Origin of the sequence: Alloalcanivorax xenomutans, assembly GCF_900217905.1 — a bacterium.
GTDB classification, from domain to species: Bacteria; Pseudomonadota; Gammaproteobacteria; order Pseudomonadales; family Alcanivoracaceae; genus Alloalcanivorax; species Alloalcanivorax xenomutans.
The window spans coordinates 81,751-107,413 of the sequence record NZ_OBMO01000009.1; the positions used below are offsets into that span (position 1 = coordinate 81,751).

Sequence of the window (25,663 nt, forward strand, 5' to 3'; positions counted from 1 at the left end):
CCCTGGTCCGTGGGAGTTTGCCTGCAAGCGAATACTCGCCTGCAGGCAAACTTTTACGTGTAATAATCCCCGCAAACACCCACCCGGTAACGCCCAATGCCCTACATCCCCCATACCCCGGACGATGTCTCCGCCATGCTCGACGCCATCGGCGCCGAGCGCATCGAGGATCTGTTCGACGAAATCCCCGCCCACCTGAAAGCCGGCAGCAGCCTCGACGCCCTGCCCGAAGGCCGCGGCGAGATGGAAGTGACCCGGCTGATGGCCGAGCGCGCCGAACAGGACCGCTACGCCCTGAGCTTCCTCGGCGGCGGTGCCTACCAGCACCACATTCCGGCGGCGGTATGGGAAATCGCCACCCGCGGGGAGTTCTACACCGCCTATACCCCGTACCAGGCGGAAGCCAGCCAGGGCACCCTGCAGGTGATCTACGAATACCAGACCCTGATCGCCCGGCTCACCGGCATGGACGTGGCCAACGCCTCCGTCTACGACGGCGCCTCCGGCCTCGCCGAAGCGGTGCTCATGGCCCTGCGCGCCAACCGCAAATCCAAGAGCAACCGGGTGCTGGTGCCCGAGGCCCTGAACCCGCGTTACCGCAGCGCCTGCGACGCCATCGTCCGCAACCAGGACGTGGCCCTGGACACCGTGCCGTTCTGCGGTCAGGCCGGCCAGACCCTGGCGGACAGCCTGAGCCAATACGAAGGCCAGGACTACGCCGCCCTGGTGATCAGCCAGCCCAACTACTTCGGCAGCCTGGAAGACGTGGACGCCCTCACCGATTGGGCCCACGCCAACAGCATGCTGGTGATCGCCGTGGTCAACCCGACCTCTCTGGCTCTGCTCACGCCTCCCGGCGAGTGGGGCTCTGAAGGCGCCGACATCGTCGTCGGCGAAGGCCAACCTCTGGGCATCCCGCTCAGCTCCGGCGGCCCTTACTTCGGCTTCATGGCCTGTAAACAGAAACACGTGCGGCAAATGCCCGGCCGTATCATCGGCCGCACCGTGGACCTGGAAGGTAAGCAGGGCTTCACCCTCACTCTGCAAGCCCGCGAGCAGCACATTCGCCGCTCCAAGGCCACCAGCAACATCTGCACCAACCAGGGCCTGGCGATGACCGCCGCCACCATCTATATGTCCCTGATCGGCCCGGACGGCCTGGCCAGCGTCGCCGGCCACTGCCACGCCAACACCCAGAAACTGGCGGACAAACTCACCGCCATCGACGGTGTGGAACGCGCCTTCACCGCGCCCACCTTCCACGAAGTGGTGCTGTTCCTGCCCCAGGACGCGGACACCGTGCTCGCGAAACTGGCGGAGAAGGACATCCTCGGCGGCCTCAGCTTGGCCAAGGACTACGGCATGCAGAACGCAATCCTGGTGAACGCCACCGAAGTACACACCGAGGGCGACCTCGACCTGTTCGTGGCCGCTATGAAAGAGGTGCTGGCATGAGCAACGAAACCAAATTGATCTTCCAACATTCCCGGCCCGGTCGCGGCGCCAACGCCCAAGCCCCCAAGCCGGTGAGTGAGGACCAGCTCTCGGCGATTCCCGCCAGCCTGCGCCGCAAGCAGAAACCCGGCCTGCCGGAAGTCAGCGAACTGGACGTGGTGCGCCACTACACCAACCTCTCCAGCAAGAACTTCGCCATCGACAAGCAGTTCTATCCGCTGGGCTCCTGCACCATGAAGTACAACCCGCGCGGCGCCAACCGCGCCGCCATGCTGCCCGGCTTCCTGGCCCGCCATCCGCTGGCCCCGGCCAGCCACAGCCAGGGCTACCTGGCCTGCCTGTACGACCTGCAGAACTTCCTCAAGGAAGTCACTGGCATGAAAGGCGTCTCCCTTGCCCCCATGGCCGGCGCCCAGGGTGAATTCGCCGGCGTCGCCATGATCCGCGCCTACCACGACGCCCGTAACGACGACGGCCGCACCGAGATCCTGATCCCGGAAGCCGCCCACGGCACCAACCCGGCCACCGCCGTCATGTGCGGCTATAAGGTCCGCGAAGTGCCCGTCGGCAAGGACGGCGACGTGGACCTGGAAGCCCTGAAACAAGCCTGCGGCCCGCAAACCGCAGGCCTGATGATGACCAACCCCTCGACGTGCGGCGTGTTCGAACGGCAAATCGAAGCCATCGCCAAAACCGTCCACGACGCCGGCGGCCTGCTCTACTACGACGGCGCCAACCTCAACGCCATCCTCGGCAAGGTGCGCCCCGGCGACATGGGCTTCGACGTCATCCACATGAACCTGCACAAAACCTTCGCCACCCCCCACGGCGGCGGCGGCCCCGGCGCCGGCCCGGTGGGCGTCTCCCAGCGCCTGCTGCCGTACCTGCCCACCCCCATGGCGGGCTTGGACGAAGACTCTGGCGAGTACAGCTGGATCGACACCGACACCCTGCCCACCAGCATCGGCCACCTGAGCGCCTTCATGGGCAACGCCGGCGTCCTCCTGCGCGCCTACTTCTACGCCATGGTGCTCGGCCGCGAAGGCATGATCCGCGTCGGCGAATACTCCACCCTCGCCGCCAACTACCTGCTCAAGCGCCTCCAGCAGGTCGGCTACACCGCCGCCTACCCGGAACGCCGCGCCAGCCACGAGTTCATCCTCACCCTGGCCAAGGAAGCCAAAGAGCTCAACGTCACCGCCATGGACGTGGCCAAGCGCCTGCTCGACTACAACCAGCACGCCCCCACCACCTACTTCCCCCTGCTGGTGCCGGAGTGCCTGCTCATCGAGCCCACCGAAACCGAAAGCAAGGAAGCCATGGACGACTTCATCGCCGCCATGGAAGCCATCCTCCACGAAGCCAAGACCGACCCGGACATGGTCAAGGAAGCGCCGTTCACCCAACCGGTCCGCCGCCTCGACGACGTCAAAGCCGCCCGGGAACTCGACCTCACCTGGAGCGAGTAACCTCGCAACAGAGCCCCTCCCCCTGTGGGAGCGGGCTCGCCCGCGAATTCTTTTCCTTCAACAGCTACACCCTCCCCCTTTCAAGCGCTGCCTCACCCCACTCCCAAACCCAATCTGTCCCCTTTTGTTCTTCCGCGACACGAGTGCTGCTCGGCTCTAACGAGTCTTGACTTGTGATGTGCGTCACGTTTATTTATTGAACGTGCGTCCCGAAAAGGCGCGTTTGGGGAAATAACATCAAAGATAAACAGGGAGCCTGCTATGTCCACAACAGGAGAAAAACCTGGGAAGGACGTATATACCTGCAGCCATTGTGGCGAGAAGGTTCGTCTTGATGATGACACCGATACTTTGCCGCCATGCCCCCGTTGTTATCGGACGGAATATACGCCATAGAACCTCAATATCAATAGGCGTTAGACGGCAAAAAAGTGTGCGGATACCTCATGAACGGGAAAAGTAAGATCCGCCTCTCAAGTCTCTGCATGCAGGTATGCCTATCCCGCTCAGCAACTCTAGATCTTTGGTTTGGTACTCGGAAAAGAGGAACAATGAACATGGGAAAAGCTCTTGTACTAGGGCGGCCAGTCGACGAAGTCATTAAGGAGATCGGTGAAGCCTTTCCGGTATGGTTTGAGAAGCTAAATTTAATTGTAGGACTTACCTCGCTGACTTTTGCAGTGCTGGCGTATAAGAGTGCTCGCCCTGAGTTATTCGGATGGCTACTCCTCATTGTGATTATGGGCGTGGTTTATTCAATTAGACATTATTTCCCAAAATTACACCGAGAACTGAGAAAGAAAAAAAATAAAAGTGAACTGGAAGTTGTTGTGCTTAAAAGCCTTGAAGCCCGCTACTTGAGTATGAGTCGGACATTCATAGATGGCCCAATATATTGGGTGGGAATTGGCGCTCTGTTTGCGGTTGCAAATGGGTTCAAGGTTTTTGCCACACAGAAACTTCTTCCGTTGCTCGGGATGTAGCCTTGCTTTAATTAAATTATGGGTATTATAAAGAGTAGCGGTAAAAAGATGACGATCTACGATGCGGGGTCAGGTCTTGCGTTTTGCCTTCTCGGCAACCAGATCTAAATAAGCAAAACGCAAGACCTGACCCCAAAGTTCCTCGCTGTTAGAACTCACAAGGAAGATCGCAGAACGTGAAGCTTTCAGAAAAAACTCTGGAATTGAATATATGCGCACAGGCCTCTCAAAAAGTAAGCGCCACACAGCAGCTGTTTTGGTTTGGCCTTACTCAAAAGCAAGAGGCGAAGGCCGGATTTGACGCTTGTGCGAAGCTTGGTGGACGCTTATTGATTTTCCAATTTAAGGCATCAAATCGTGTTCTTAAATCAAAGAGGCGTGTGTTTATGGCCCCTCACTATCAGCTTGATGCCCTACGAAATCAAGTTAATTCATTTCAGCGGTCTGTCTTTTACGCATTCCCACTTGTTGGCAACACTCTTGAGCTTAAGAAAAATCCAGATCTGCTCTCGCATACGTGGCTCGTGGACGTCGCATCATTGAAGTCGGTAGGCCCTCCCACAAAGAGTGATGGCAGCTTGCGTAAGAACGGATGTCACAACGTCTATGTCACGCCAGGGAAGGCTGTATTTCATTCTGAGCCAGTAGAGATTGGCGCCATTAGCTTTAGTAGTTTAGTAGAACAACGATTCTCGGAGAGCGATGGGATAAATTGGGTAAGCAATCAGCGCTTCGAAGGATTCTGGGAATTTGCACAACGCTTTTCGTCTGGGGCTAGGGGGCTTGTGGTGTGGTAAGTTCTAACAAATTCTTACAGTCGGACCAAGTCGTACTGTCATGTCTTTTGCAAAAAGCGCAAAAGACACGCCAGCACGACTTGGCCGCTGAAGAAAAGCGTTACATGAGATGGGAAGGGGTTTGTGATGTTGAGAATTCTGTGGTTTGTTTCGGTTTTGGCCATGCTTTCCGGATGCATGAGTCATAGCTTGAATATGTATGGAGAAATTGATGTAAATGAAAAGTCGGTTACGGTTCCGCCTGGGGCCAAGGGTCTAAAAGGTGAGCTCAAGTCTTACTTAGCAAAGGAAGGGTGGCAGCTCGCCGTTTATCGTGGTCCATCTATCAGCGAAGGCTCTCTGGGGGAGCAGACCAAAATAGAAAGCTACGATACCTTTAATACAAGGTACCGCCTAATGGTTGCTTCTTCCCAGTATGATATCTGCTTCAATCTTTCTCCTGCGATAAACTATGAAATTTCGTTTATCGACAATAAGAATGGATCTGAGGTTTTCACCATCGCTGGTCGCGGCTGTGAATCTGGTGTCATCCAAAAATTCAAGGAAGCATTGAGTGGTGAGGGCAGCATGTAACAATGCCAAGCACGCGACGCGCGCGTGAAGTAAGTGGGCGGGGTCAGGTCTTGCGTTTTGCCTTCTCGGCAAACCAGCGCCCAAAAAGCGAAACGCAAGGCTTGACCCCAAAGTCCCCCAAAAGCGAACCTCTTTTGGTCCCATTCGCTGCGCTCCGGCGCCGGTTACCACCAGCGTTACATGAAATAGGAAGGGGTTTTGTGATGTTAAGAACTTGTGGGTTGCTTCGGTTTTGACCATGCTTTCCGGTTGCATGAGTCATAGCTTGAATATGTATGGAGAAATTGACGTAAATGAAAAGTCGGTTACGGTTTCGCCTGGGGCCAACGAAGAATGGGGTCAGGTTTTTTGCCTTTTGCCTTCTCGGTAAACCAAGCCTAGATAAGCAAAACGCAAGACCAGCCCCCCGTTGTACACACGACAAATGTCGGTGAATACGCTGTTAAGAATTTCAGGAGGTATGCGATCGACTCCAATTTAAATGACGAGCTGTCGGCAGTATATGAAGAGATCATGTGGCTTGCTGCTCGCCCAAATGTGACTCCAAGCGTGGCTCGCTCCTGGTATACCCATGCAACTGTAGAACGGCTTAAAAAGAGAGTTCGAATGTTCACGGGGTGCGTCTCTAAAAAAGCCTCCGTTTTCGAGGAAGAGTTGCGGCTAGAGCACTTTTTACGAATTCAGACCACGCTGACGAAACTTGTTGAAAGGCATTTAAGAGACGATTACCTAAACGCCCGAGAATTTATCGAAACTATCAAACGCTGCGAGCAAGTTCACATCGTAACTAGAACTGAGAACTACGCGGCGATGAAAGCAAAAGGCGACTATCAAGACGCTGGTATAGAGCTCGTTGACTGGTCTTCGCTGGACTACGAAACTCAATCTAAGCTTTGGAAGAAAATGCTGAGGGGCAAGGTGGCTAATCACGATGAGTACCAGCCTCGAAATCATTCTTAACAAGGCGCATCAGTACGCGGCCGATGACCGCCGGACGCCACTGTGCTTGGTGTTAGGTTTCCGAGGAGAGTATGAGCTCCATAAAATTAACGGATTATCAACTAAAAAAGCTCAAACCTCTGGAAATCGAGCTAAAGAATGCGGTGCGCTCTGGCGATACTGACAGGGCGATTGAAATTGCTGCGCAGCTCCAACAGCTTTTTCCAAAGGAATGGAGAAGACATCACCGTCTTTTGAGGGCTAAGTTGTGGGCATTTGAGTCTTGCTTGGATGCGAATAGGATTTCTTATGCGCAAAGAGGGTTCATTGGTATAAGGAAGCTTTCTGCCCCAAACACCCGTCTTTATCTAGAGGCTTCTAGCCTATTGGCTGTTTGCCACCTCAGATCGAAGGATACTTCATCGGCAAAATCCTTGATTAAGGAAGTTATTGAAAAGATCAACAATATTAGCTCCGAGAGGACAAGGCACCAGTTCCAGAAGCGCTTAATCGAACGAATCGAAGAGGAGTGCATCCTTACTGAACTGATTGGAACCAATTACGCCGAAATGAATGTTGATGAGATCCAGGCCAAAGCTGTACTTCTTATCCAAAGAAATTCTGATGACGAGATTTTCAAACTCATCGGTAACTCCGTTCCAACAGCCAGTATCAGTCTTTTGCGAGATGTGCGCACTTATTCATTAGATCAGTTGCCGCCTCCCGATCGAAAGCTGTTGCCCTCACCAGAAAAATCAGAGCAACCAAAAAAGATAGGAAAAATCACTTTCGCAATAATCAAACGCATCGCTTGGAAGACGTTCTGCAATCCAGATAGTTCAATTTATAAACTATGGAAAAATCGGATACCTAAGGTTTTTAACGAAGGCTATTTTTCTGCAGCAGTGGTTACAACGATGGGCGATTTCAGAATTGGAATCCCTCTGCTTGCGAGTGGCATTTCAGCGCTAGTCATGAATTATACAGCGGAAGAGTTTTGTGAGCTATCCAAGCCAAAGGGGCTCATGATTCACCGTGGAAAAGAGTAAACCTAACCAGTAGTTGCAGTACGTTCCGGCCCTGACGGGCCTCCACCGGACTGATTTTCCAGGGAAGAATGTGGGGTCAGGTCTTGCGTTTTGCCTTTTCGGAAAATCAGGCCTAGTTAAACAAAACGCAAGGTTCGGCCCTTAATGTCCACGGCGTGATAACCTTGGCGGGTTTCCTTCCCTCTGGGTGGCAATGCTCTGGAAATCCAGTTGGTTGCCGTCCTGGGGCGGAGGCTTGCTGTTGGCGCTTCTGGGAGCGGGAATCCCACTTACCGTAACGTGAAAGGTTGGGTCCATGGACGATGAAATCTAAAGCCTCTTCGGGGAAGCGATCATCCATTGCCCGTGTGAACCGATTCCTGCTTGCCTTACTGGTCGTGGTGGCGTTTTTCGTCGGGTTGGCCATTCTCGCTCCTGAGTCTGAACGGCGATGGTTCGTCGGTTTCTACGCGCTGATGAGCGTGCTGAGCTTTTCACTTTATGGCTTGGATAAGCGGGCTTCGGTGCGTGGTGGTTGGCGCACGCCCGAGGCGCGGCTGCATCTGGTCGAGCTGCTGGGGGGCTGGCCCGGTGCTTTGCTGGCGCAGCGGGTGTTCCGCCACAAGACCCGCAAGACGTCGTTCCAGGTGGTGTTCTACCTGGCGGTGGCAGCCAATCTGGGGGCGCTGGGGTGGTTGCTCTTTGCGGATGGCGGACCGGGTTGGCCGCTGCTTTCCGGGCTGGGGGAAGGCCTCCGGGACGGCTTTTAGCGAGGGGCGTGTTGCGTTGTCAGGTCCGGCCCCGGGCCGCGCGGCCAAGGCGTGCCGGTGGGGTTGGTGACATAGTCCGGGCTTGGTTGATGAACTGAGGGCGCTATGACGGCGAGCACATGGGCATTGTGGAGTTGCGGGCTGTTCTTTCTGGTCGGCCTGCTGACCGGGGTGTGGAAGTACGTTCAGATCAGGGGCAGTGATAAAGCCCGGGCGCATTACTATGTGGACATCGCCCACCGGGCAAGCCTGATGTACGCCTTCGCTTGTCTGGTGCTGGAGCGCTTCGCGGTGCTCAGTGTCTGGCCGGAGTGGGTTAACGTGCTGGCGGTGTTGGCGTCGGTGCTGTTTTTCGCGTTGGCGGTGGGCAGCTATATTCTGCACGGCGCGCTCAAGGACACGCGTAACCAGCTGCAGAAGCCGCACGCCTTCGGCGCTGGGTCTTTACCGGCGTGGTTGATAAGCGGTTTCATGTGGGTGTTGGTGATCGCCGAGATCGGTGGTTTCCTGGTACTGTTCGCGGGGTTTGCCGCCGCGCCTTGAGCCCGCCGGTTCGCTGCGGCTCTAGCTCTCGTGCTGGCTGACGTGGGCGCCCATGCTTGCCATTGGGAGGAAGTCTGTGAAGATCGCGCCTATAGACCCAGGGTTACCCGAGGTTGCGACATTGCTGGAGCAATCTGACCGGTATATGGCTGCGTTATACCCAGCGGAGAGCAATCATCTGGAGAGCGTAACGGATCTGAGCCAGCCAAACGTTACCTTGTTTGGGTGCTTTGTAGATGGCGCCCTGGCGGGCTGTAGCGCGGTGAAGTTGCTTGAAGATGAAGAGATGCGTTATGGAGAAATCAAGCGGCTTTTTGTCGCATCGGCCTATCGGCGGCGTGGAATTTCGAATGCTTTGATGGAGAAGGTCGAGCAATATCTTGTTGAACGTGGTGTCCAAGCCGCCAGGCTTGAGGTGGGCATAAGTCAGCAAGAGGCCCTATCGCTTTATCGAAATCGTGGATATGTTAAGTGTACTCCGTTTGGCCGCTACCACCATGACCCACTGAGCGCATTTATGGAGAAAAAGCTTCTACCTGGCCCAGTCACAAGATAGCAGCTTTGAGACAGCCTTTGTCTTGCGTCCATCTCAGCAGAGTATGTCGAGAAGTAAAGGTATGAATTTTTACTCGATATGCCATTTTTGAAAATCATTACTGGCCACCTCGGGGTATATGGAGTGAAGTGACCTTGATTTGGGGACTGGAAAAGAAATGGACGGAATTATCTCGCTTGGATGGCTTTCTTGGTCATAGTATCGGTTATTACTGCTGCTAAATTTCTAAGGGATTGGCGCAGAGATGAACCGGAATCGTATCGTCGATGGGGAAGTCCAGATTTATTCTATAACCTCGGAATGTATTTGACAGCTGTTTATGGTTCGGCGCTAGACGGGACAAAGAGCGTGACCCTTTTGAGAGCGCGACGCAATCTGCGTATAGCGCTTCTGTTTCTGCTGGCGTCTTTAGTCTTCGCATTTTTTGGAGCTGGAACTTCCTAGGGAGTGACAGTCGGCTTTCCCGTCTTTGGGGTGGCTAGGGGGGGGCTTGCGTTTTGCCTTTTCGACATGCCGGGCCTAGATCAGGTAAGCAAAATGCAAGACCTGACCCCGTTGCCGCTTTCCGGCCGTGCCTACCTGCAAGCTCGATATTCTTGCAGGACGTCTGAATGCCATGGTACCGGATTTGGTGGCCAAGAAGGTATTCGAGTAATGGGTGTGTACCTGCGGGTACGCCGATGCTAGCTGTCTTCCGTCCCGAACTCTGGCGAACTCCAGTACACGGGATATTTGTAATGGCCGTGACAGTTGGTACGTTACACCTGTAAAAGCGGCAATGTCTGATACGGCATGTCCCTTCCCTTACTCCGTGGATGATCCCGTGACTTCATGCTCCTGACGGCCGACAGCGATGTTGGTGCGTATTTTGCTGGATATCGTTAACAAAAACGTAAGGAGCACAATAATGAAGGCAGCACGTTTTTATGACCGTGGTGATATCCGCATCGAGGACATTCCGGAGCCCGTGGTGGAGCCCGGCACGGTCGGTATCGAGGTGGCATGGTGTGGTATCTGTGGTACGGATTTACATGAGTTCATGGAAGGGCCGATCTTTATTCCTCCCTGTGGGCATCCGCATCCCATCTCCAAGGAGTCAGCCCCCGTTACCATGGGCCATGAGTTTTCTGGTGTGGTGTATGCCGTGGGCGAGGGAGTGCGCGACATCGAAGTCGGTCAGCATGTGGTGGTGGAGCCTTACATCGTGGCGGATGACGTGCCCACTGGGCCCGGCGATAAATATCATCTTTCCAAGAACATGAATTTCATCGGCCTGGGTGGTCGGGGCGGCGGCCTGTCCGAGAAAATCGCAGTTAAACGTCGTTGGGTGCACCCGATCTCCAAAGACATTCCGCTGGACCAGGCTGCCTTGATCGAGCCCCTGTCGGTGGGCCATCACGCCTTCACTCGCAGCGGTGCCAAGGCTGGCGATGTGGCGTTGGTCGGCGGGGCAGGGCCTATCGGCTTACTGCTGTCAGCGATTTTGAAAGCCAAGGGGCTGAGCGTTATCGTCACGGAGCTGAGCAGCGCACGGAAGCAAAAAGCCTCCGAGTCCGGTGTCGCCGACCATATTCTGGATCCCTCCGAAGTGGATGTGGTCGAGGAAGTGATGAAGATCACCGATGGCAGGGGCGTGGATGTGGCGTTTGAATGCTCCAGTGTGAACAAGGTTTTGGATACCCTGGTGGCGGCGACCACCTCCGCCGGCGTGGTGGTGATTGTGTCCATCTGGAGTCACCCGGCCACCGTCAATGTACATAGTGTGGTAATGAAGGAGCTCGACGTGCGCGGAACCATTGCGTACTGCAATGACCACCAGGAAACGATCAGACTGGTGGAAGAGGGCAAGATCGACCTGGAGCCGTTCATTACCCAGCGCATTCAATTGGATGATTTGGTTTCAAAGGGATTCGATACCCTGATTCATAACAATGAATCGGCGGTGAAAATCATTGTTCAGCCTCGAAGCAGCTGAGAATAGGTGGCGATCCGGGCAGATCTCGCCTTTCCCTGTCAATGCTGGACGTGCCCTGGCGAAAGGCCAGGGCTTCAAGTCTCCCTGACTGCCGTCACGCACAATAGATCACCTTCCTCCCTCCCCTTTACTACTTCGCCGGATCCAGATGTACCTGGATGCGCTGGCTATTTCGATTTGCCGGAACACGGTAAGCTATCGGATTCGGCAAAAGGGATCCCTATTGCCCCTTTTTATATAGTGTGAAGAAATAATTATGATCGTGGTTTATGGAATAAAGGAAAGGCTTAATCCGATAAAGAGCCAGCTATCGGATGTTATTCATGGTTGTATGCAATCCGTTCTGGGCATGCCGGAGGATAAACGCGCGCACCGCTTTGTGCCCTTGGAGCGGGACGACTTCTATTATCCCGGAGGCCGAAGTGATGCCTACACCGTCATAGAGATCAATATGATGGCGGGCCGCAAGCCGGAGACCCAGAAGGCGCTGATCAAGGCCATCTTTCGGGAACTGGAAAGCCAACTGGGGCTTCCTCCCGTGGATGTCGAGATTACCCTCAAGGAACAACAACCCTATCAGTGGGGCTTTCGAGGCATGACCGGGGACGAGGCAAAGGATCTGAAGTATAACGTGAATGTGTAATGCCAACCTGTATTGGCGATGGCGAAGGAAAGCGCCTGTCGTGGAGCTGCGTCAAAGGGGAGTTTCGCTGGCGGTGTTCAACAGCCATTGAGCGGCGGAAATTTTGAGAGCCACAGCGCCGTGGCTCACGCAGCGGGACGAACCTGTGTCCATTCCGGAGTAAGAGACATTGTGGTGTCCGCCTACAAGAATCTGGAGAGAGCGCAACCGGAGAAGGGCTACAAGTACGCTGAGAGAGGAAGGGATGGTGCTCTACCTCAAGGATGGTCATATAATCCATGGGCTTTCCACGCATGCTGGTGATCAAGATTTGCCATTGCGCTATTGGTAAGTCTGAAAGCGTTCCTTGGCTCAGAGTTGGGCTGCATTGGTCATGAAGCATCACCGGATGTGGGCGATCCGCAGGAGTTCATGCGAGCAATGAAGAGCCATCAGCGTTAGTGAGGCTGTTAAACGCATCATTAAAGATTGGGGCGGCCCCCGGGGGCTTGCACCGATGGGATGTTACACTGCATCAGGGCCAGCCATGCCGTTAACAATCAACCGCACCATTCTCTTTGGAGACTGCGATCCCGGCGGGGTCGTCTACACACCCAGGATCAGCCATTTCGTGGTTGAAGCCGGGCTGGAGTTCTTGTCGTCCCTGCTTGAAGGCCCCGCGGCGCGGCGCATCTTCTCAATGGGTGTTCTTCCTCCCGCCCGGGCGCTGTCCATCGAGTTCTTGCATCCGATGACCTGGGATCAGAAGATCGACATAGAGGTGTCGATCAAGGAGATCGGCGCCCATTCTTTCTCGTTGCTGTTCGTCGCGCAGAACGCCGAGCAGACCGAGACCTTCCGTGCTTCCCTGACGCAGGTCTGTGTATCGCCTGACACCAAGCGCCCGGTTCCGCTGCCTGACGAGTTGCGAATGGCCTTGGAGCGGGACTTGATTGATAGGTAGGGAACCCAGGCGCTTTGCTTCGTGGATGGAGCGAATATGAATAGAAACACCGCCAGCCAGAATCCAGAACTGCTACGCCGCCTGCTGCGTGCCAAGGACCGGATGGATGCGGCCTCGAACGAGGATTGGCCTGTTTCCCGTCTGGCCAGTGTGAGTTGTGTCTCCGAGGCCCATTTTGCCAGATCCTTCAAGGAGGCCTTCGGCGTTCCGCCGCACCGTTACCTGCTGACACGGCGTATTGAGCGCGCGACGGCGCAGCTGCGCGACACCGATCTGCCTATCACCGATATCGCCTTCCGTACCGGCTGGAGGAGCCTGGGGACGTTCGGGCGTACCTTTCGCGATATCACGGGTAGGAGCCCTGGGGAGGTTCGGGTTCAGGAAAGGGCTGCTCGGCGCGGGCTCGAGAATGTGCCCGCCTGCATCCTGGGAGCCGCCCACCGCCCGGACCTCAGAACCGCAGTTTTGGAGAAGCGGCGCCGTCTGGCTGACGGTACAAAAGGGGCCCAACCAAAGGAGGTCCTATGACTCAAGGCGTTCAGGTAGCCGCTGTATACGTGCGAGACCAGGATGAGGCGCTCGCCTTCTATGTCGATAAGCTCGGATTTCAGGTCCACACCGATGTGCGCAATGGTGATTATCGTTGGCTCACCGTGCGGCACCCGGATCAGCCGTCGTTCCAGCTTGGGCTGATCTTGCCGGGGCCGCCGGTACACGATGAGGCAACGGCGCAGGCGCTGCACGCGATGGTGGCCAAAGGCGCGATGCCGGCCCTGGTACTGGAGGTGGACGATTGCCGTGCCGCCTATGAGCGGATGCGTGCGCTGGGCGTGGAATTCACGCAGGAACCCGTGGACCGCTACGGCACCGTGGACGCCGGTTTTCGCGATCCGTCGGGTAATGGCTGGAAGATGATACAGACGCGGGGTTGAGGAGGGAGGCCGCCGTCCAATCCGTCCGGGCTGGGCGTTGCTCGGCTGTCTGTCGCCGATGGGCGCGTTCAGGTTACGTAATTTTGGGGGCTGATGTTTCCGGTCATCTGCCGCCGGGCTACCTGATCTCGATCTTAATTGGAATGAAAGGAACCATGATGGATAACCTGCGTGAAGTCGACGGCGTGCCGATTCGTCCCAAACACAAGGCGACATGCCATTGCGGTTCGGTGGAGCTTGAATTTGATCTCCCCGATGGGCTGGTTGAGGTGCGCAGGTGTGATTGCTCTCTATGCCGGCGAAGGGGGGCGATAGTGGCCTCGGTGCCCCTGTCTGGTATCCGGATATTGAAAGGCGATGATGTTCTCAGGCTGTATCAGTTCAACACGATGACGGCGAAGCATTTCTTTTGCGGTCGTTGCGGGATTTATACTCACCATCAAAGACGCTCCAATCCTTCACAGTATGGTTTCAATGTCGCCTGTCTGGAAGGCATTAATCCATTGAAGATAGAGGGCGTGCCGACCAATGACGGCGTCAATCACCCCGCTGACAGGAGAGACCTCTAGCTGGTGCCGGTGTGTTAGGGCGCTATACTGTGGGGCGTACCAAGGGCCGTTTGGGCAAAGTTGAAGCTGAGTCTCTGAATGAACTTCGAAATTCGAGCGGAAGCCGCGTCCGATATTGCGGCCATCCATGATGTAACGGCGGCCGCGTTCCTGAATGCGCCGCACACGGATCATACTGAGCAGTTCATCGTTGACGCCTTGCGAGAGGCGGGAGCTCTCACCGTATCGCTGGTGGCGGTGGAAATGGGCAGGGTGATCGGCCAGGTTTCGCTATCACCGGTTTCAATTTCGGATGGCGCTTCGGGGTGGTATGGGCTGGGGCCCATCTCGGTCAGCCCGGAGCGCCAGGGGCGCGGTGTCGGTAGCGCGCTTATGAGGGCGGCGTTGAATGCGCTGAAAGAAATTGACGCGGCAGGCTGTGTGCTCCTCGGGGATCCCGCCTACTACTCCCGTTTTGGCTTCAAGCCGGAGGCGGGCCTGGTGTTGCCTGGCGTTCCCGCTGAATACTTTCAGGTTCTGCCATTGGGGCCGTCGTTGCCGCGTGGGGTAGTTACTTATCACGCGGCTTTCAATGCCCAGAGCTAACCGCTCAATAAGGGGGATTGACTCTCTGCTCCATGGGGCCTCCCGGGAACTGACTGAATGCCTGGGGGGAGGGCGGCCAGGCTCTTCCTTTCTCCACTTTGCCCCATCTTCAAAATCGTCCTATCCTGAACCTCGTCTTGCCGCCGCTTCCTCTCCGCGGTGACGCTACAGTGTGGACCATCAGCTCCTTCGCGGAGCCCCTGAGCCCGTCCGGACATCGGAAACGCACCATGAGCGACACTCTTCCCCCCGCCGACCGTCTGCGCTTCAAGCCGTACAAGGGCCCGGCCGCTGGCTGGGGCGCCCTGCGCGCCGTCACCGACCATTGGTTCGAGAGCAAGCAGCCGTTCAAGAACCTCTATGCCATGGTCAAGACCAACCAGAGCAACGGTTTCGATTGTCCGGGCTGCGCCTGGGGCGAATCCCCCGAAAGCGGCATGATCAACTTCTGTGAGAACGGCGCCAAGGCGGTTAACTGGGAAGCCACCAGCCGTCGCGTGGACGCCGCCTTTTTCGAGAAATACAGCGTTACCGAATTGTTGCAACAGGATGACTACTGGCTGGAGTTCCAGGGCCGGATCACCGAGCCGATGGTGTATGACCGGCGGACCGATCACTACAAGCCGATGGGTTGGGAGGACGCCTTCGCGTTGATCGCGCGCCATCTCAATGGTCTGGAAAGCCCCAACGAGGCCAGCTTCTATACCTCCGGGCGTGCCAGTAACGAGGCGGCCTATTTGTACCAGTTGTTCGTGCGTGCGTTTGGTACCAATAACTTCCCGGATTGCTCGAATATGTGCCACGAGGCCAGCGGCGTGGCCCTGATCGAAAGTATTGGTACCGGCAAGGGCACCGTCACCTTCGCTGATTTCGACAAAGCCGACGCGTTGTTCCTGTTTGGTCAGAACCCGGGCACCAATCATCCGCGCATGCTCGAGCCGATCCGCGATGCGGTGAAACGCGGGGCCCAGGTGGCGGTGTTCAATCCGCTGAAAGAGCGGGGCCTGGAGCGGTTCCAGGCACCCCAGGATCCGCTGGAAATGCTGACTCAGTCCTCATCGCCGCTGAACACCGCGTACTTTCGCCCGGCTCTGGGCGGTGACATGGCGGCGGTGCGCGGCATGGTGAAGTGGTTGCTGCAGTGGGATCGGGAAGCCCTGGCCAGCGGCGGCGAAGCGGTGTTCGATCATGACTTCATCGCCCAACACACCGACGGCATGGAGCAGTACCTGGCGATGGTGGACGCCACCAGCTGGGAACGGATCGAGGCTCAATCAGGGATCAGCCGCGACGTTCTGGAACAGGCCGCGCGCATTCATCGCGACAGTAAAAGGGTGATTATCTGCTGGGCCATGGGCATTACCCAGCATAAGCATTCCGTGGCCACGGTCCAGGAGATCGCCAATCTGCAGTTGTTGCGTGGCCAGTTCGGCGAGGGCGCCGGCTTATGTCCGGTGCGCGGCCATTCCAATGTGCAAGGGGATCGTACCGTGGGCATTGCCGACGAACCACCGGCGGCCTTGCTCGATGCTCTGGAAAAACGGTTCGGTTTTACTCCGCCGCGTGAGCCCGGATACAACGTGATCACCACGCTGCAGGCGATGGTGGCGGGCAAGATCAAGGTGTTTCTGGCGCTGGGCGGCAATTTCGCCCAGGCCACGCCGGATACGGCGCGCACGCATGAGGCGCTGGGGAGCTGCGAACTGACCGTCCAGATCAGTACCAAGCTCAACCGCAGTCATCTGATATGCGGCAACGAGGCGTTGATCCTGCCATGCCTGGGGCGCACCGACATTGATGAGCAAGCGGACGGCCCGCAGGGCGTCACCGTGGAGGACTCGTTCAGCATGGTGCACCTGTCCCATGGGCAGCTGCGGCCTTTGTCGAAGCAGATGCGGTCCGAGCCGGCGATCATCGCCGGTATCGCCGAAGCCACTCTGGGCAAAACGCCGGTGGATTGGAGCGCCCTGGTGGAGAACTACGACCGTATTCGCGATCTTATCCAGGACACCATTCCCGGTTTTGACGACTTCAACGCGCGGCTCAAGACGCCGGGCGGCTTCTACCTGGGCAATCCCGCCCGCGACCGCCAATGGCACACCGAATCCGGCCGTGCCCAATTGGTTAGCCGCGCGCTACCGGCCACCCTGGTGGATGCGGAGACGCTGGCTTCTGGCGCCAAACCGGATCTGGTGCTGCAGACGCTGCGCTCCCATGACCAGTACAACACCACCATTTACGGCCTGCACGACCGCTACCGGGGCGTGCACGGAGGCCGCAAGGTGGTGTTCGTCAATCGTGCCGATCTCGAACGTTTGGGATTCCAGCATGGCGACAAGGTCGATGTTGTTTCTCTATGGCGTGATGGCGTGGAACGGCGGGTCAGCGATTTCATGCTGCTGGAGTACGATGTCCCCGCCGGCCAGGCCGCCGCCTATTACCCGGAAACCAACCCGCTGGTGCCCATGGACAGCTATGGTGACGGCAGCTTTACACCCACCTCCAAGCTGATCGCCATCCGCCTGGAGAAAAGCAGCGCCCCAAAGCGGATAGCTTGATAGGAGCTGATGACGCGGGAATGTTTATCTTCGCGCCTTCCGTTTCCGCCACCAGATCATCACCCCGGTGACGCTGAGCATGACGATCACCAGGCCGAGGAGGGTTACGGCTATCCGGTAAGGCAGCCCACCCAAAGCGGCGATGTGCAGGGTGGTCAGCCAGGTGGTGAGGGTGTCCCCCGAGGCTTCACCGGTTGGCAGGTAATGCCCGAGCGGCGCACCGGTGGTGGCGTCCACGTAGACCCAGGTTTCTCCAAATCGCTGATTGATGTCGCTGCCGGTACGGGCCATCAGTTTGAGAGCGTTCTTGTCCGGGTGGTAGGCGAAGCGTTCTACGGCCTTGATGGAAAAGCCACGGTCCGCCGCCAAGGTCTCCAATCTTTGCCGCGCGATTCGGAAGCCCTGCTCCCAACCGATTTGGGGATGACGGGAGGGGGACTCCTGTGTCGGGACGTCAATGAGCGGGTCTTCCTGGAAAGCCAGGAACATCTCGGTGGTGGGGCGATAGATCTCCGCATGGAGGTTCATGGCCACGCTGCTCCAGGCGAACACCAGCAGCAGAGCCCAGGGCCACAGGCCGCCGGCGCGATGGAGATCGAAGTGGCGTTTGTGGGGGGTAGCGTGCCAGCGAACTTTCCAAGCCGGAATCCAGCGCTTCCAGAAACGGCGAGGGCGTGGTGGGCCGTTACGGCTTTGCCGAGGCGGGAAGGTGAGCCAGGCACCAATGAAGCAATCCAGGATCCACAGCAGACTGACAATGCCGAACGCCCAGGTGCCGAGGGTACCCAGCGCCAGTGAGTGATGCAGGCGGTGGACGAAGGGCATGAGATTGGTGACGCCCTGGGTAATGTCACCCCACAGGCGGCCTCCCAGTATGTTGCCGCTGTACGGGTCGACGAACACTTCATCGATGGGGAGAGCCGCGGTGCCGGGTTCCGGGGCGATAAAAAAGCGTACCGGACTGTGGGCATCCGGTGGCGTCAGCATCATCCAGTTTACCGCGGCGGTGGGAAAGGCCTCGTCGACCTTCTCCCTCAGCACGAAAGGCGAGAGCGGTTCACTATGCGTCGCCGGAGGCTCGACCCGCAGCCACTGAGGGTTGATCAGGGCATCCAGTTCGTAATACCACACCAGCAGAGCGCCGGTCAGGCCAGCGATGATCAGGAAACCCGACATCACCAGCCCGATATAGCGGTGCAGGACAACGAACCGCCGACGGACCGTCATCTAAAAGAGATACTTCACGCGAGCCAGCCAGGTACGGCCTTCCTCGCGGATCACGCCGTCGAAGGAACCGGGAGAAAAGATCTCCTCGTCGAGGGCGTTGTTCACCAGCAGGTCCAGTTGCAGGGCGTCGGTGACGGCGTAGTAAGCGCCCAGGTCCACGCGGGTATGGCTGGGCAGGGTGAAGGTGTTTTCGCTGTCGCCGGGGCGCTGGTCCACATAGCTGACGGTGCCGCCGAGGCTCAGGCCGGTGACGGCATCAAGGAAGTAGCGTCCCTGTAATGAGGCGGTGTGCAGCGGAACGTTGATAAAGCGGTTGCCTTCCAGGGCTTCGTCATCACTGCGCAACACTTCGGTATCGGTGTAGCCGTAGCCGGCGCTCAGGTACAGGTTGGCACTGGCGTAGCCGTCGATGGTCAGTTCCGCGCCTTTGGAGCGGGCGCGGCCCCTGGCCACCTCGAAGTCGTCGTCGAGCGGATCGGCGATGGCGATGTTGTCTTTCTCGATGATGAAGCCGGCGGCATTGATGTTCAGGCGCCCGGCAGTGAAGCGCATGCCGGTTTCGTATTGCACACTTTCCTCGGCATCCAGCGGCTGTTTTCCCGATGTGGTGCCCTGTTGCGGGACGAAGGCTTCATTGCGGCTGGCATAGAGCGAGGCGGTGTCGGTCAGGTCGTAGACCAGGCCGAACTGGGTGGTCCAGGCGGATTCACCGAGTTCGGCGCGGGTGACGCTGTTGTTGTCCAGGAAGTCGATGGTTTTTTGCGATTGCTCCGCGTCGGTGTAACGCAGCCCGGCGAGGACGTGCCACTTGTCGGCGACGGTAATGCGGTCCTGCACGAAGCCGGCCAGGATCCTGTCGCTCTGATCGAAACCCCGGTCCCGGATCAGGTTGTCGGCGCTCAGGTCGGCCGGGCCGTAGACCGGGGAGTAGAGATCGATGGCATCGGCGAGATAAATGCGCGTGGGGCGCGAGGCATCCGATTCCCGGTAGTTCACACCGGCAATGAACTTGTGCGTAAGCGGGCCACTGCTGAACTCGCCGCTGAGGTCGAGGATGATCTCGTGATCCTTCTTATAAGTATCGTCTCCGGCGAAGATGATACGGTTCAGGGTCCGCTCATCGGCATTCAGGCCGAAAGGCGCGTATTCCTGCCAGTCGGCGTCATTGCGGGTATAGGCATAGCTGATACGGGCATCGATGGTATCGGTGATGGCCTGGGTGAGGCGGCTGTTGATGTAGAAGGAATCCCGTTCGGTGAAGCTGTCCTTCCAGGCGGTGTTGAAGTCATCGGCGTAGTGGCCGTTGGGATTGGGCAGGAAAGCGCCTTCCGCCGGCGCGCCGCCGGGAATGGCGGTCCACTCATTGCCGGAATAGCTGCCTTCGACGGTCAGGTTGGTGGTGTCCGTCAGGTCCACGGTGACGTTGGGGGCGACGAACACGCGCTCGTACTCCCAGAAGTCCATGGAGGCATCGCTGTCCTGGTAGGCCAGGTTGAGGCGAGCCCGTACCCGGTCGTTGAGCGGGCCGGTCACGTCCAGGGTCGTGCGGCGGTAATCGTAGCGGCCGTATTCCGCCGTGGCTTCCGCCTGGTAGTAAGACAGCGGTTGTTTGGTCACCACGTTGATGGTGCCACCCGGCTCCATTTGTCCGTAGAGGACCGAGGCCGGTCCTTTCAGTACTTCCAGGCGCTCCACGTTGGCCAGGTCGGTGGGGTGGTCGGTCTGCCGGAAGCCCAGGCCGTTGACGGATTGCTCGGCGTTGAAGCCACGGATCAGGAAGTCATCGGCGAACATATCCCGGCCTGATCCCGAGCGGTTGGCACTGGGGGTAAGGCGGATCACCTCGCCCACGGTTTGAGCCCCCGCCAGCTCGAAGTTTTCCCGGGTGTAGACGTTTACGCTCTGCGGGATGGCCGCCACGGTATCGTTCTTCTGGCGGCCATAGACGGACACCGCCTCCAGCGTATTTTCCTGCTGGGGGATTCTTTCCAGTTTGTAGCCGCTGGCACCGCGAGTCACGGTGACGCCGCTGCCGGCCAGCAGCGCATGCAACGCCTCTTCCGGAGTGTACTCACCGCTGAGCGCGGGAGCCTGTTTGCCCTGAAGCAGGGAGGCGTCGCCGCCGATGCTCAGGCCGGTCTGGCGGGCCAGCTCGATGATCGCCTGATCCAGTGGCTGGGCGGGCAAATGGATGGAGAGCGGCTGTTGGGCCCACGCGGCGCCCGGGTGAGTGATCAGCAGGGGGGCCAGCAAGCCGAGCAGCAGCAGCGCCTTGGGGGATGTCGTTCCGGTCTTCAGGATCATTATTGGCTCCAGCGTTATTTTCGCGGTGTCTCTACTGATGAAGACAAAGCTGGAAGCCAATCGGGCAATTCTTATTTCCGGCTCAAGATCACGTACCAGGGAGTGAAGTGCTTTACCTCCAGGTCCAGGGCGTCGCTCAGTAGCGCCAGGGCCGCGTCGCTGTCGTCGGCGGGCAGCACGCCGGTAAAGTGGGGTGGGGGCTGGCTGGCGCCCAGGGCTTCGTCCAGCGCCACAATGCCGGCACGGTGGTGGCCCAGGCGCTCGATCACCCGCGGCAGGGGGGTGCTGTTGAAGACCAATTGACCGTTCGCCCAATCCGGCCGATGGGTGGGGGCGGTACTCTGGGTGATCAATCCATCGCGGTTCAGATCGGCTTGTTGCCCGGACGTCAGGCGGAGGGCGCCGCCGCCGTTGTGGGAGGTCACGACCACGGTGGATTCCTGCACCGCCACCCGGCTGTAGGTGTCCGCCAGTTTCACCGTGTATTGGGTGCCCAAGGCGGTGGCGCTGATGTCCCGCGTCTCTACCTGGAAAGGCGCATCCCGCCCCTTGGCCACGGTGGCGAGCAGTTCGCCGCGCACCAGTTTCACGATGCGGGCCCCTTCGGTGTAGTCCAGATCCATGGCGCTGTTGCTGTTAAGCACGATCTGGCTGCCGTCGGGCAGGGGCACGGTGCGGATCTCGCCGGCGGCGGTGCGATAGTCCGCGCCCCAATAGGCCCAGGGAAGCTGGGTGCCGGACCAGGCCAGCAGTAGCAGCGAGCCCAGGCCGGTCAGTTGACGCCGGCGTTTGCGGCGTCGTTCGAGGGCTGGTTCGGGAGCCTGCCATATTCGCTGGATCTGCTCGAGAACCTGGCGTCGCCGAGGATCCTCCGCCTGCCAGATTTCGCACTCGGCTTGCAGCCGCGCGCGCTCATCGGAACCGGCCTCCTGCAAGGCCACCACCCATTCGGCGGCTTGCTGGCGGATACGGTTCAAGTCCGACACGGCGGGTCCAGGCTGTCATAGAGCCGGGCGTGGCAATGGGCCAGCGCCCGGGCCAGGTATTGTTTGACGCTGCTTTCGGAGACCGACAGCCGGCGTCCGATCTGCCGGTAACTGAGTCCTTCAAGGCGTGCCATGAGGAAGGCGCGGCGGGGCTTTTCCGGTAACTCGTCAACCAGCAGCTTGATGACACTGACCAACAGATCCCGGGCCGCCGCGATCTCCGCCGGGCCCCGGTTGTCCTGGGTTTCCAGCAAGGTGGCGACCTGGCGCAGGGCTTCCTCCTCCACCTGTTTGCGGTGGTGGCGGTTGATCAGCAGGCGGCTGGCGATGACCAGAAGATAAGCACGCGGCTCGCGTAGCGCCTCCAGGGGTTGATCGCCGACAATCAGGCGCAGAAAGGTGTCGTGACTCAGATCCGCGGCGTCCTGGGGGCAGCGCAGGCGACGATGCAGCCAGTGGGTCAGCCAGCCGTGATGCGCCTCATACAAAGCGCCGATCTCGCCTTGGGAGCGAGGAGGCAAGGGCTGTGGGTTGGTGGCTGTCCCGGTCATGCGTTCCGATACTGCGCCTATAAGTTGAGAGTGATTATCAATTAAAGGAAAAACGGCTGCAACCGGCGTGCTTTTGCACACCCTCGAGCCCGCCAAGACGAACCCCTGCAAAATCAGGATAATGGCGCCCAGCCATGCCCCTGCGCGCCAAACTCTCCAACCCGGACTCTCTCCATGGAAATCAAGGTCAACTTCCTCGACAACCTTCGCCTGGAAGCCAAGTTCGACGACTTCACCGTCGTCACGGATCAGCCGATCCGCTACAAGGGTGACGGCTCGGCGCCGAGCCCGTTCGACTACTTCCTGGCATCGTCGGCACTGTGCGCGGCTTACTTCGTCAAGGTGTACTGCAAGGCGCGGGATATCCCCACGGACAATATCCGCTTGTCGCAGAACAACATCGTCGACCCGGAGAACCGCTATAACCAGATCTTCCGTATTCAGGTGGAGCTGCCGGAGGACATCTCCGACAAGGACCGGCAGGGTATTCTGCGCTCCATCGACCGCTGTACGGTGAAGAAGGTGGTACAGACCGGGCCGGAGTTCCAGATCGAGATGGTGGAGAATCTGGACGAGGATGCCCAGGCGTTGCTGATGGGCGCGCCCGAAGGGGAGGCGCGCACTTATATCGAGGGCAAGGACCGGCCATTGGAGGAGACCATTGCCACCATGACCGGCATCCTCGAGACGCTGGGCATGAAGATCGAGATCGCCTCGTGGCGCAATATCGTGCCCCATGTGTGGTCGCTGCACATCCGTGACGCGGCCTCGCCGATGTGTTTCACCAACGGCAAGGGCGCCACCAAGGAGAGCGCCTTGTGCTCCGCCCTGGGGGAGTTCATCGAGCGGCTGAACTGCAACTTTTTCTACAATGATCAGTTCTTCGGTGAGGAGATCGCCAACAGCGCCTTCGTGCATTATCCGAACGAGCGCTGGTTCCAGCCCGGGCCTGATGACGAACTGCCCGAAGGCATTCTGGATGAGCACTGCCTGGCCATCTATGACCCCGAGGGCGAGCTGCGCGGCTCCAATCTGATTGACACCAATTCCGGCAAGGTGGAGCGGGGAATTTGTTCGCTGCCATTTCAGCGCCGTTCGGATGGCGAGACGGTCTGGTTCCCCTCCAATCTGATCGAGAACTTGTTTCTCAGTAACGGCATGAGCGCCGGCAATACCTTGCCCGAAGCGCAGGTGCAGTGTTTGTCGGAGATCTTCGAGCGGGCGGTGAAGAAGCAGATCATCGAGGAAGAGCTGGCCCTGCCGGACGTGCCGCCAGAGGTACTGGCGAAGTATCCGAATCTGGTGGAGGGTGTCGAGGCATTGGAAGCCCAGGGCTTCCCGGTGCTGGTCAAGGACGCTTCCCTGGGCGGCCAATTCCCGGTGGCCTGCGTGGCGCTGATGAATCCACGCACCGGCGGCGTATTCGTTTCTTTCGGCGCGCATCCGAGCATGGCGGTGGCACTGGAGCGCAGTCTTACCGAATTACTGCAAGGCCGCAGTTTCGAGGGGCTCAACGATGTGCCGCCACCCACGTTCAACAGTCTGGCGGTAACCGAGCCCAACAATTACGTGGAGCACTTCATCGATTCCACTGGTGTGGTGTCCTGGCGTTTCTTCAGCGCCAAGGCGGATTACGACTTCCACGAATGGGACTTTTCCGGCAGCGCTTCAAACAACAATGAAGAAGAGGCGACTGGCCTGTTCCGGATTCTCGAAGATATGGGTCATGAAGTGTACACGGCGGTATACGAAGACCTGGGCGCGCCGGTTTGCCGGATTCTGGTGCCCGGTTACTCCGAGGTGTACCCGGTGGACGATTTGATCTGGGACAACACCAACAAGGCCCTGGACTATCGGGAAGATATCCTGAATCTGCATAGCCTGAATGACGATCAACTGGCCGATCTGGTGTGGCGCCTGGAAGAAAGTCAGATCGACGACTACACCGACATCATCACCTTGATCGGCATCGAGTTTGACGAAAATACCGTCTGGGGACAGCTTACGGTTCTGGAACTGAAGTTGCTGATCAACCTGGCGCTGGGACAGCACGAGGATGCCCTGGAGCGAGTGGAGGCGTTCCTGCAGTACAACGACAATACGGTGGAGCGCAATCTGTTCTACCGAGCAGTTAGTGCCGTGCTGGAGATCACTCTGGACGAGGAGCTGGAATTGGACCACTTCCTGGTGAGCCTGCGGCGTATGTATGGCGAGGACACCATGAGTACCGTGGTCGGCGCCGTGGATGGTTCCGTGCGCTTCCCTGGCTTGACGCCCACCAACATGCAGCTGGATGGCCTGGACAAACACCTGCGCCTGATCGAGAGCTATAAAAAACTGCATGCGGCGCGGGCGGCCAGATGGGAGAGCGCGCTGTCGCAGGCCACCTGAGTGTGGGGGCCAAGGGGGGAATATGCCTTTGGCCCATGAATCGATGCCTGGCTGACGGCATGTCGAACTCCATCAGCGCCATTCGACTCACCTGGACAACAGGTTGTGCGAATCGATGGAGATGACAATGATCAAGCTGTACGGAACACCCCCGACCCGTGCTCTGCGTGTTATCTGGTTGCTCAATGAACTGGGCCTGGAGTACCAGATGCTTCCGGTGGATATTCTGAAGGGCGAGACCCGGGAAGCGGGCTTTCTCGCCCTTAACCCCGCCGGCAAAGTCCCTGTTCTGGTGGATGGCGATCTGGTGATCACCGAGTCGTGCGCAATCCAGCTTTACCTCGCTGACAAACACTCCCAGGCCGGTTTTATCCCGGAGGCCGTGGAAGACAGGGCGAAGATGTACCGTTGGATCTTTTTCCTGGCTACCGAAATCGAACAGCCGCTATGGCGCATCGCGCGTCATACCTTCCTGTACCCCAAAGAGAAGCAGCTGCCCCAGGACGTGGATCTGGCCAGGCAGGAGTGCCTGGAGATGCTGGCCGTGCTCGAACAGCACATGAAGATGCGTGATTTCATGGTTGCCGACCGGCTCAGCGTGGCCGACTTTAACGCCGCTTACACGCTGGACTGGGCCAACGAAGAGAAGATGCTTAAGGACTTCCCGGCGTTGTCGGCGTATCTGACGTCCATGTACTCACGGCCCACGGCTCCCCCGTCCACTTCCGGAGTGGTTAGGGCTCCGGCAAGCTAGACCAGTGTTGCTCTGCCTGTGGGTATGATTTTCGCGACTCCGGATCTGGAATATTGTCCGGCTGGAAGACACCGCTCTGCCGCTGAAACGGCGCACAATGATGGGCCTGGCTTGTTAAGCTGTTTCAAGGTG

The 25,663-nt window shown here is 58.2% G+C and carries 25 protein-coding genes; 21 read left to right on the top strand and 4 right to left on the bottom strand.

Translation table 11 applies throughout. The features are described 5' to 3' along the window. The first annotated feature begins 96 nt into the window (after window positions 1-96). From gcvPA to CRO06_RS08770, 19 genes are all read left to right on the top strand, one after another. Complete coding sequence (gene gcvPA, locus CRO06_RS08685) at window positions 97-1,455, top strand: aminomethyl-transferring glycine dehydrogenase subunit GcvPA (RefSeq protein ID WP_097058238.1); 1,359 nt, start codon at window positions 97-99, stop codon at window positions 1,453-1,455. Beyond that, window positions 1,452-2,924: an aminomethyl-transferring glycine dehydrogenase subunit GcvPB gene (gene gcvPB / locus CRO06_RS08690; protein ID WP_097058239.1), complete on the top strand. Its 1,473-nt coding sequence runs from the start codon at window positions 1,452-1,454 to the stop codon at window positions 2,922-2,924. Before gcvPA ends, gcvPB begins: the two co-directional genes overlap by 4 nt. 261 nt (window positions 2,925-3,185) lie before the next feature. Beyond that, on the top strand, window positions 3,186-3,320 hold the full coding sequence (locus CRO06_RS20390) for a zinc ribbon-containing protein (RefSeq protein ID WP_097058240.1): 135 nt from the start codon (window positions 3,186-3,188) through the stop codon (window positions 3,318-3,320). A 161-nt stretch (window positions 3,321-3,481) separates the two neighbouring features. Next, window positions 3,482-3,907, top strand: coding sequence for a hypothetical protein (locus CRO06_RS08700; protein WP_143247732.1), 426 nt, complete (start codon window positions 3,482-3,484; stop codon window positions 3,905-3,907). Window positions 3,908-4,083: 176 nt separating this feature from the next. After that, a complete protein-coding gene (locus CRO06_RS19940; protein WP_143247733.1) occupies window positions 4,084-4,704 on the top strand; it encodes a hypothetical protein in 621 nt (206 codons plus the stop codon). Window positions 4,705-4,830: 126 nt separating this feature from the next. Continuing rightward, a complete protein-coding gene (locus CRO06_RS08705; RefSeq protein ID WP_097058242.1) occupies window positions 4,831-5,277 on the top strand; it encodes a hypothetical protein in 447 nt (148 codons plus the stop codon). 513 nt (window positions 5,278-5,790) lie between these two features. Further along, window positions 5,791-6,237 (top strand): hypothetical protein, encoded by a 447-nt coding sequence (locus tag CRO06_RS08710; protein WP_143247734.1) that lies wholly within the window; start codon window positions 5,791-5,793, stop codon window positions 6,235-6,237. Window positions 6,238-6,308: 71 nt separating this feature from the next. Further along, window positions 6,309-7,265 (top strand): tetratricopeptide repeat protein, encoded by a 957-nt coding sequence (locus CRO06_RS08715; protein WP_097058244.1) that lies wholly within the window; start codon window positions 6,309-6,311, stop codon window positions 7,263-7,265. A 347-nt stretch (window positions 7,266-7,612) separates the two neighbouring features. Continuing rightward, entirely contained in the window at window positions 7,613-8,014 is a 402-nt protein-coding gene (locus tag CRO06_RS08720; RefSeq protein WP_244902797.1) for a DUF1294 domain-containing protein, read from the top strand. 105 nt (window positions 8,015-8,119) lie between these two features. Beyond that, on the top strand, window positions 8,120-8,557 hold the full coding sequence (locus CRO06_RS08725; protein ID WP_097058246.1) for a hypothetical protein: 438 nt from the start codon (window positions 8,120-8,122) through the stop codon (window positions 8,555-8,557). Between the two features lie 76 nt (window positions 8,558-8,633). Further along, window positions 8,634-9,113, top strand: coding sequence for a GNAT family N-acetyltransferase (locus tag CRO06_RS08730; protein WP_097058296.1), 480 nt, complete (start codon window positions 8,634-8,636; stop codon window positions 9,111-9,113). An 853-nt stretch (window positions 9,114-9,966) separates the two neighbouring features. Next, the gene (locus CRO06_RS08735; protein WP_244902798.1) at window positions 9,967-11,088 is read left to right on the top strand and encodes a 2,3-butanediol dehydrogenase; all 1,122 of its coding nucleotides are present in this window, start codon (window positions 9,967-9,969) and stop codon (window positions 11,086-11,088) included. A gap of 256 nt (window positions 11,089-11,344) precedes the next feature. After that, entirely contained in the window at window positions 11,345-11,731 is a 387-nt protein-coding gene (locus CRO06_RS08740; RefSeq protein WP_055099022.1) for a tautomerase family protein, read from the top strand. A gap of 526 nt (window positions 11,732-12,257) precedes the next feature. Beyond that, window positions 12,258-12,674 carry an acyl-CoA thioesterase gene (locus tag CRO06_RS08745; protein WP_097058247.1) on the top strand — a complete coding sequence of 139 codons (417 nt, stop codon included), beginning with the start codon at window positions 12,258-12,260 and terminating at the stop codon, window positions 12,672-12,674. 36 nt (window positions 12,675-12,710) lie between these two features. Next, window positions 12,711-13,202, top strand: coding sequence for a helix-turn-helix domain-containing protein (locus CRO06_RS08750; protein WP_097058248.1), 492 nt, complete (start codon window positions 12,711-12,713; stop codon window positions 13,200-13,202). Continuing rightward, window positions 13,199-13,606: a VOC family protein gene (locus CRO06_RS08755; protein WP_097058249.1), complete on the top strand. Its 408-nt coding sequence runs from the start codon at window positions 13,199-13,201 to the stop codon at window positions 13,604-13,606. Before CRO06_RS08750 ends, CRO06_RS08755 begins: the two co-directional genes overlap by 4 nt. A 155-nt stretch (window positions 13,607-13,761) precedes the next feature. Next, entirely contained in the window at window positions 13,762-14,175 is a 414-nt protein-coding gene (locus tag CRO06_RS08760; protein ID WP_097058250.1) for a GFA family protein, read from the top strand. Window positions 14,176-14,253: 78 nt separating this feature from the next. Beyond that, window positions 14,254-14,760 (top strand): GNAT family N-acetyltransferase, encoded by a 507-nt coding sequence (locus tag CRO06_RS08765; protein ID WP_097058251.1) that lies wholly within the window; start codon window positions 14,254-14,256, stop codon window positions 14,758-14,760. Between the two features lie 230 nt (window positions 14,761-14,990). Then, window positions 14,991-17,318: an FdhF/YdeP family oxidoreductase gene (locus CRO06_RS08770; protein WP_097058252.1), complete on the top strand. Its 2,328-nt coding sequence runs from the start codon at window positions 14,991-14,993 to the stop codon at window positions 17,316-17,318. A 24-nt stretch (window positions 17,319-17,342) separates the two neighbouring features. On the opposite strand, the gene CRO06_RS08775 is transcribed toward CRO06_RS08770, so the two are convergent. The 4 genes from CRO06_RS08775 to CRO06_RS08790 form a co-directional block, all read right to left on the bottom strand. Then, window positions 17,343-18,545, bottom strand: a complete 1,203-nt coding sequence (locus CRO06_RS08775) for a PepSY-associated TM helix domain-containing protein (protein WP_097058253.1) — start codon at window positions 18,543-18,545, stop codon at window positions 17,343-17,345. Beyond that, window positions 18,546-20,849, bottom strand: coding sequence for a TonB-dependent siderophore receptor (locus CRO06_RS08780; RefSeq protein ID WP_097058254.1), 2,304 nt, complete (start codon window positions 20,847-20,849; stop codon window positions 18,546-18,548). Between the two features lie 71 nt (window positions 20,850-20,920). Next, window positions 20,921-21,835, bottom strand: a complete 915-nt coding sequence (locus tag CRO06_RS08785) for a FecR family protein (RefSeq protein WP_097058255.1) — start codon at window positions 21,833-21,835, stop codon at window positions 20,921-20,923. Beyond that, window positions 21,823-22,386 (bottom strand): sigma-70 family RNA polymerase sigma factor, encoded by a 564-nt coding sequence (locus tag CRO06_RS08790; RefSeq protein WP_244902799.1) that lies wholly within the window; start codon window positions 22,384-22,386, stop codon window positions 21,823-21,825. Before CRO06_RS08790 ends, CRO06_RS08785 begins: the two co-directional genes overlap by 13 nt. Window positions 22,387-22,560: 174 nt before the next feature. Here CRO06_RS08790 and CRO06_RS08795 point away from each other — a divergent pair, with 174 nt between their 5' ends. Together CRO06_RS08795 and CRO06_RS08800 are read left to right on the top strand one after the other, a co-directional pair. After that, a complete protein-coding gene (locus CRO06_RS08795; RefSeq protein ID WP_097058256.1) occupies window positions 22,561-24,777 on the top strand; it encodes an OsmC domain/YcaO domain-containing protein in 2,217 nt (738 codons plus the stop codon). Between the two features lie 127 nt (window positions 24,778-24,904). Continuing rightward, window positions 24,905-25,531, top strand: a complete 627-nt coding sequence (locus CRO06_RS08800) for a glutathione S-transferase family protein (protein ID WP_097058257.1) — start codon at window positions 24,905-24,907, stop codon at window positions 25,529-25,531. Window positions 25,532-25,663 lie beyond the last annotated feature (132 nt).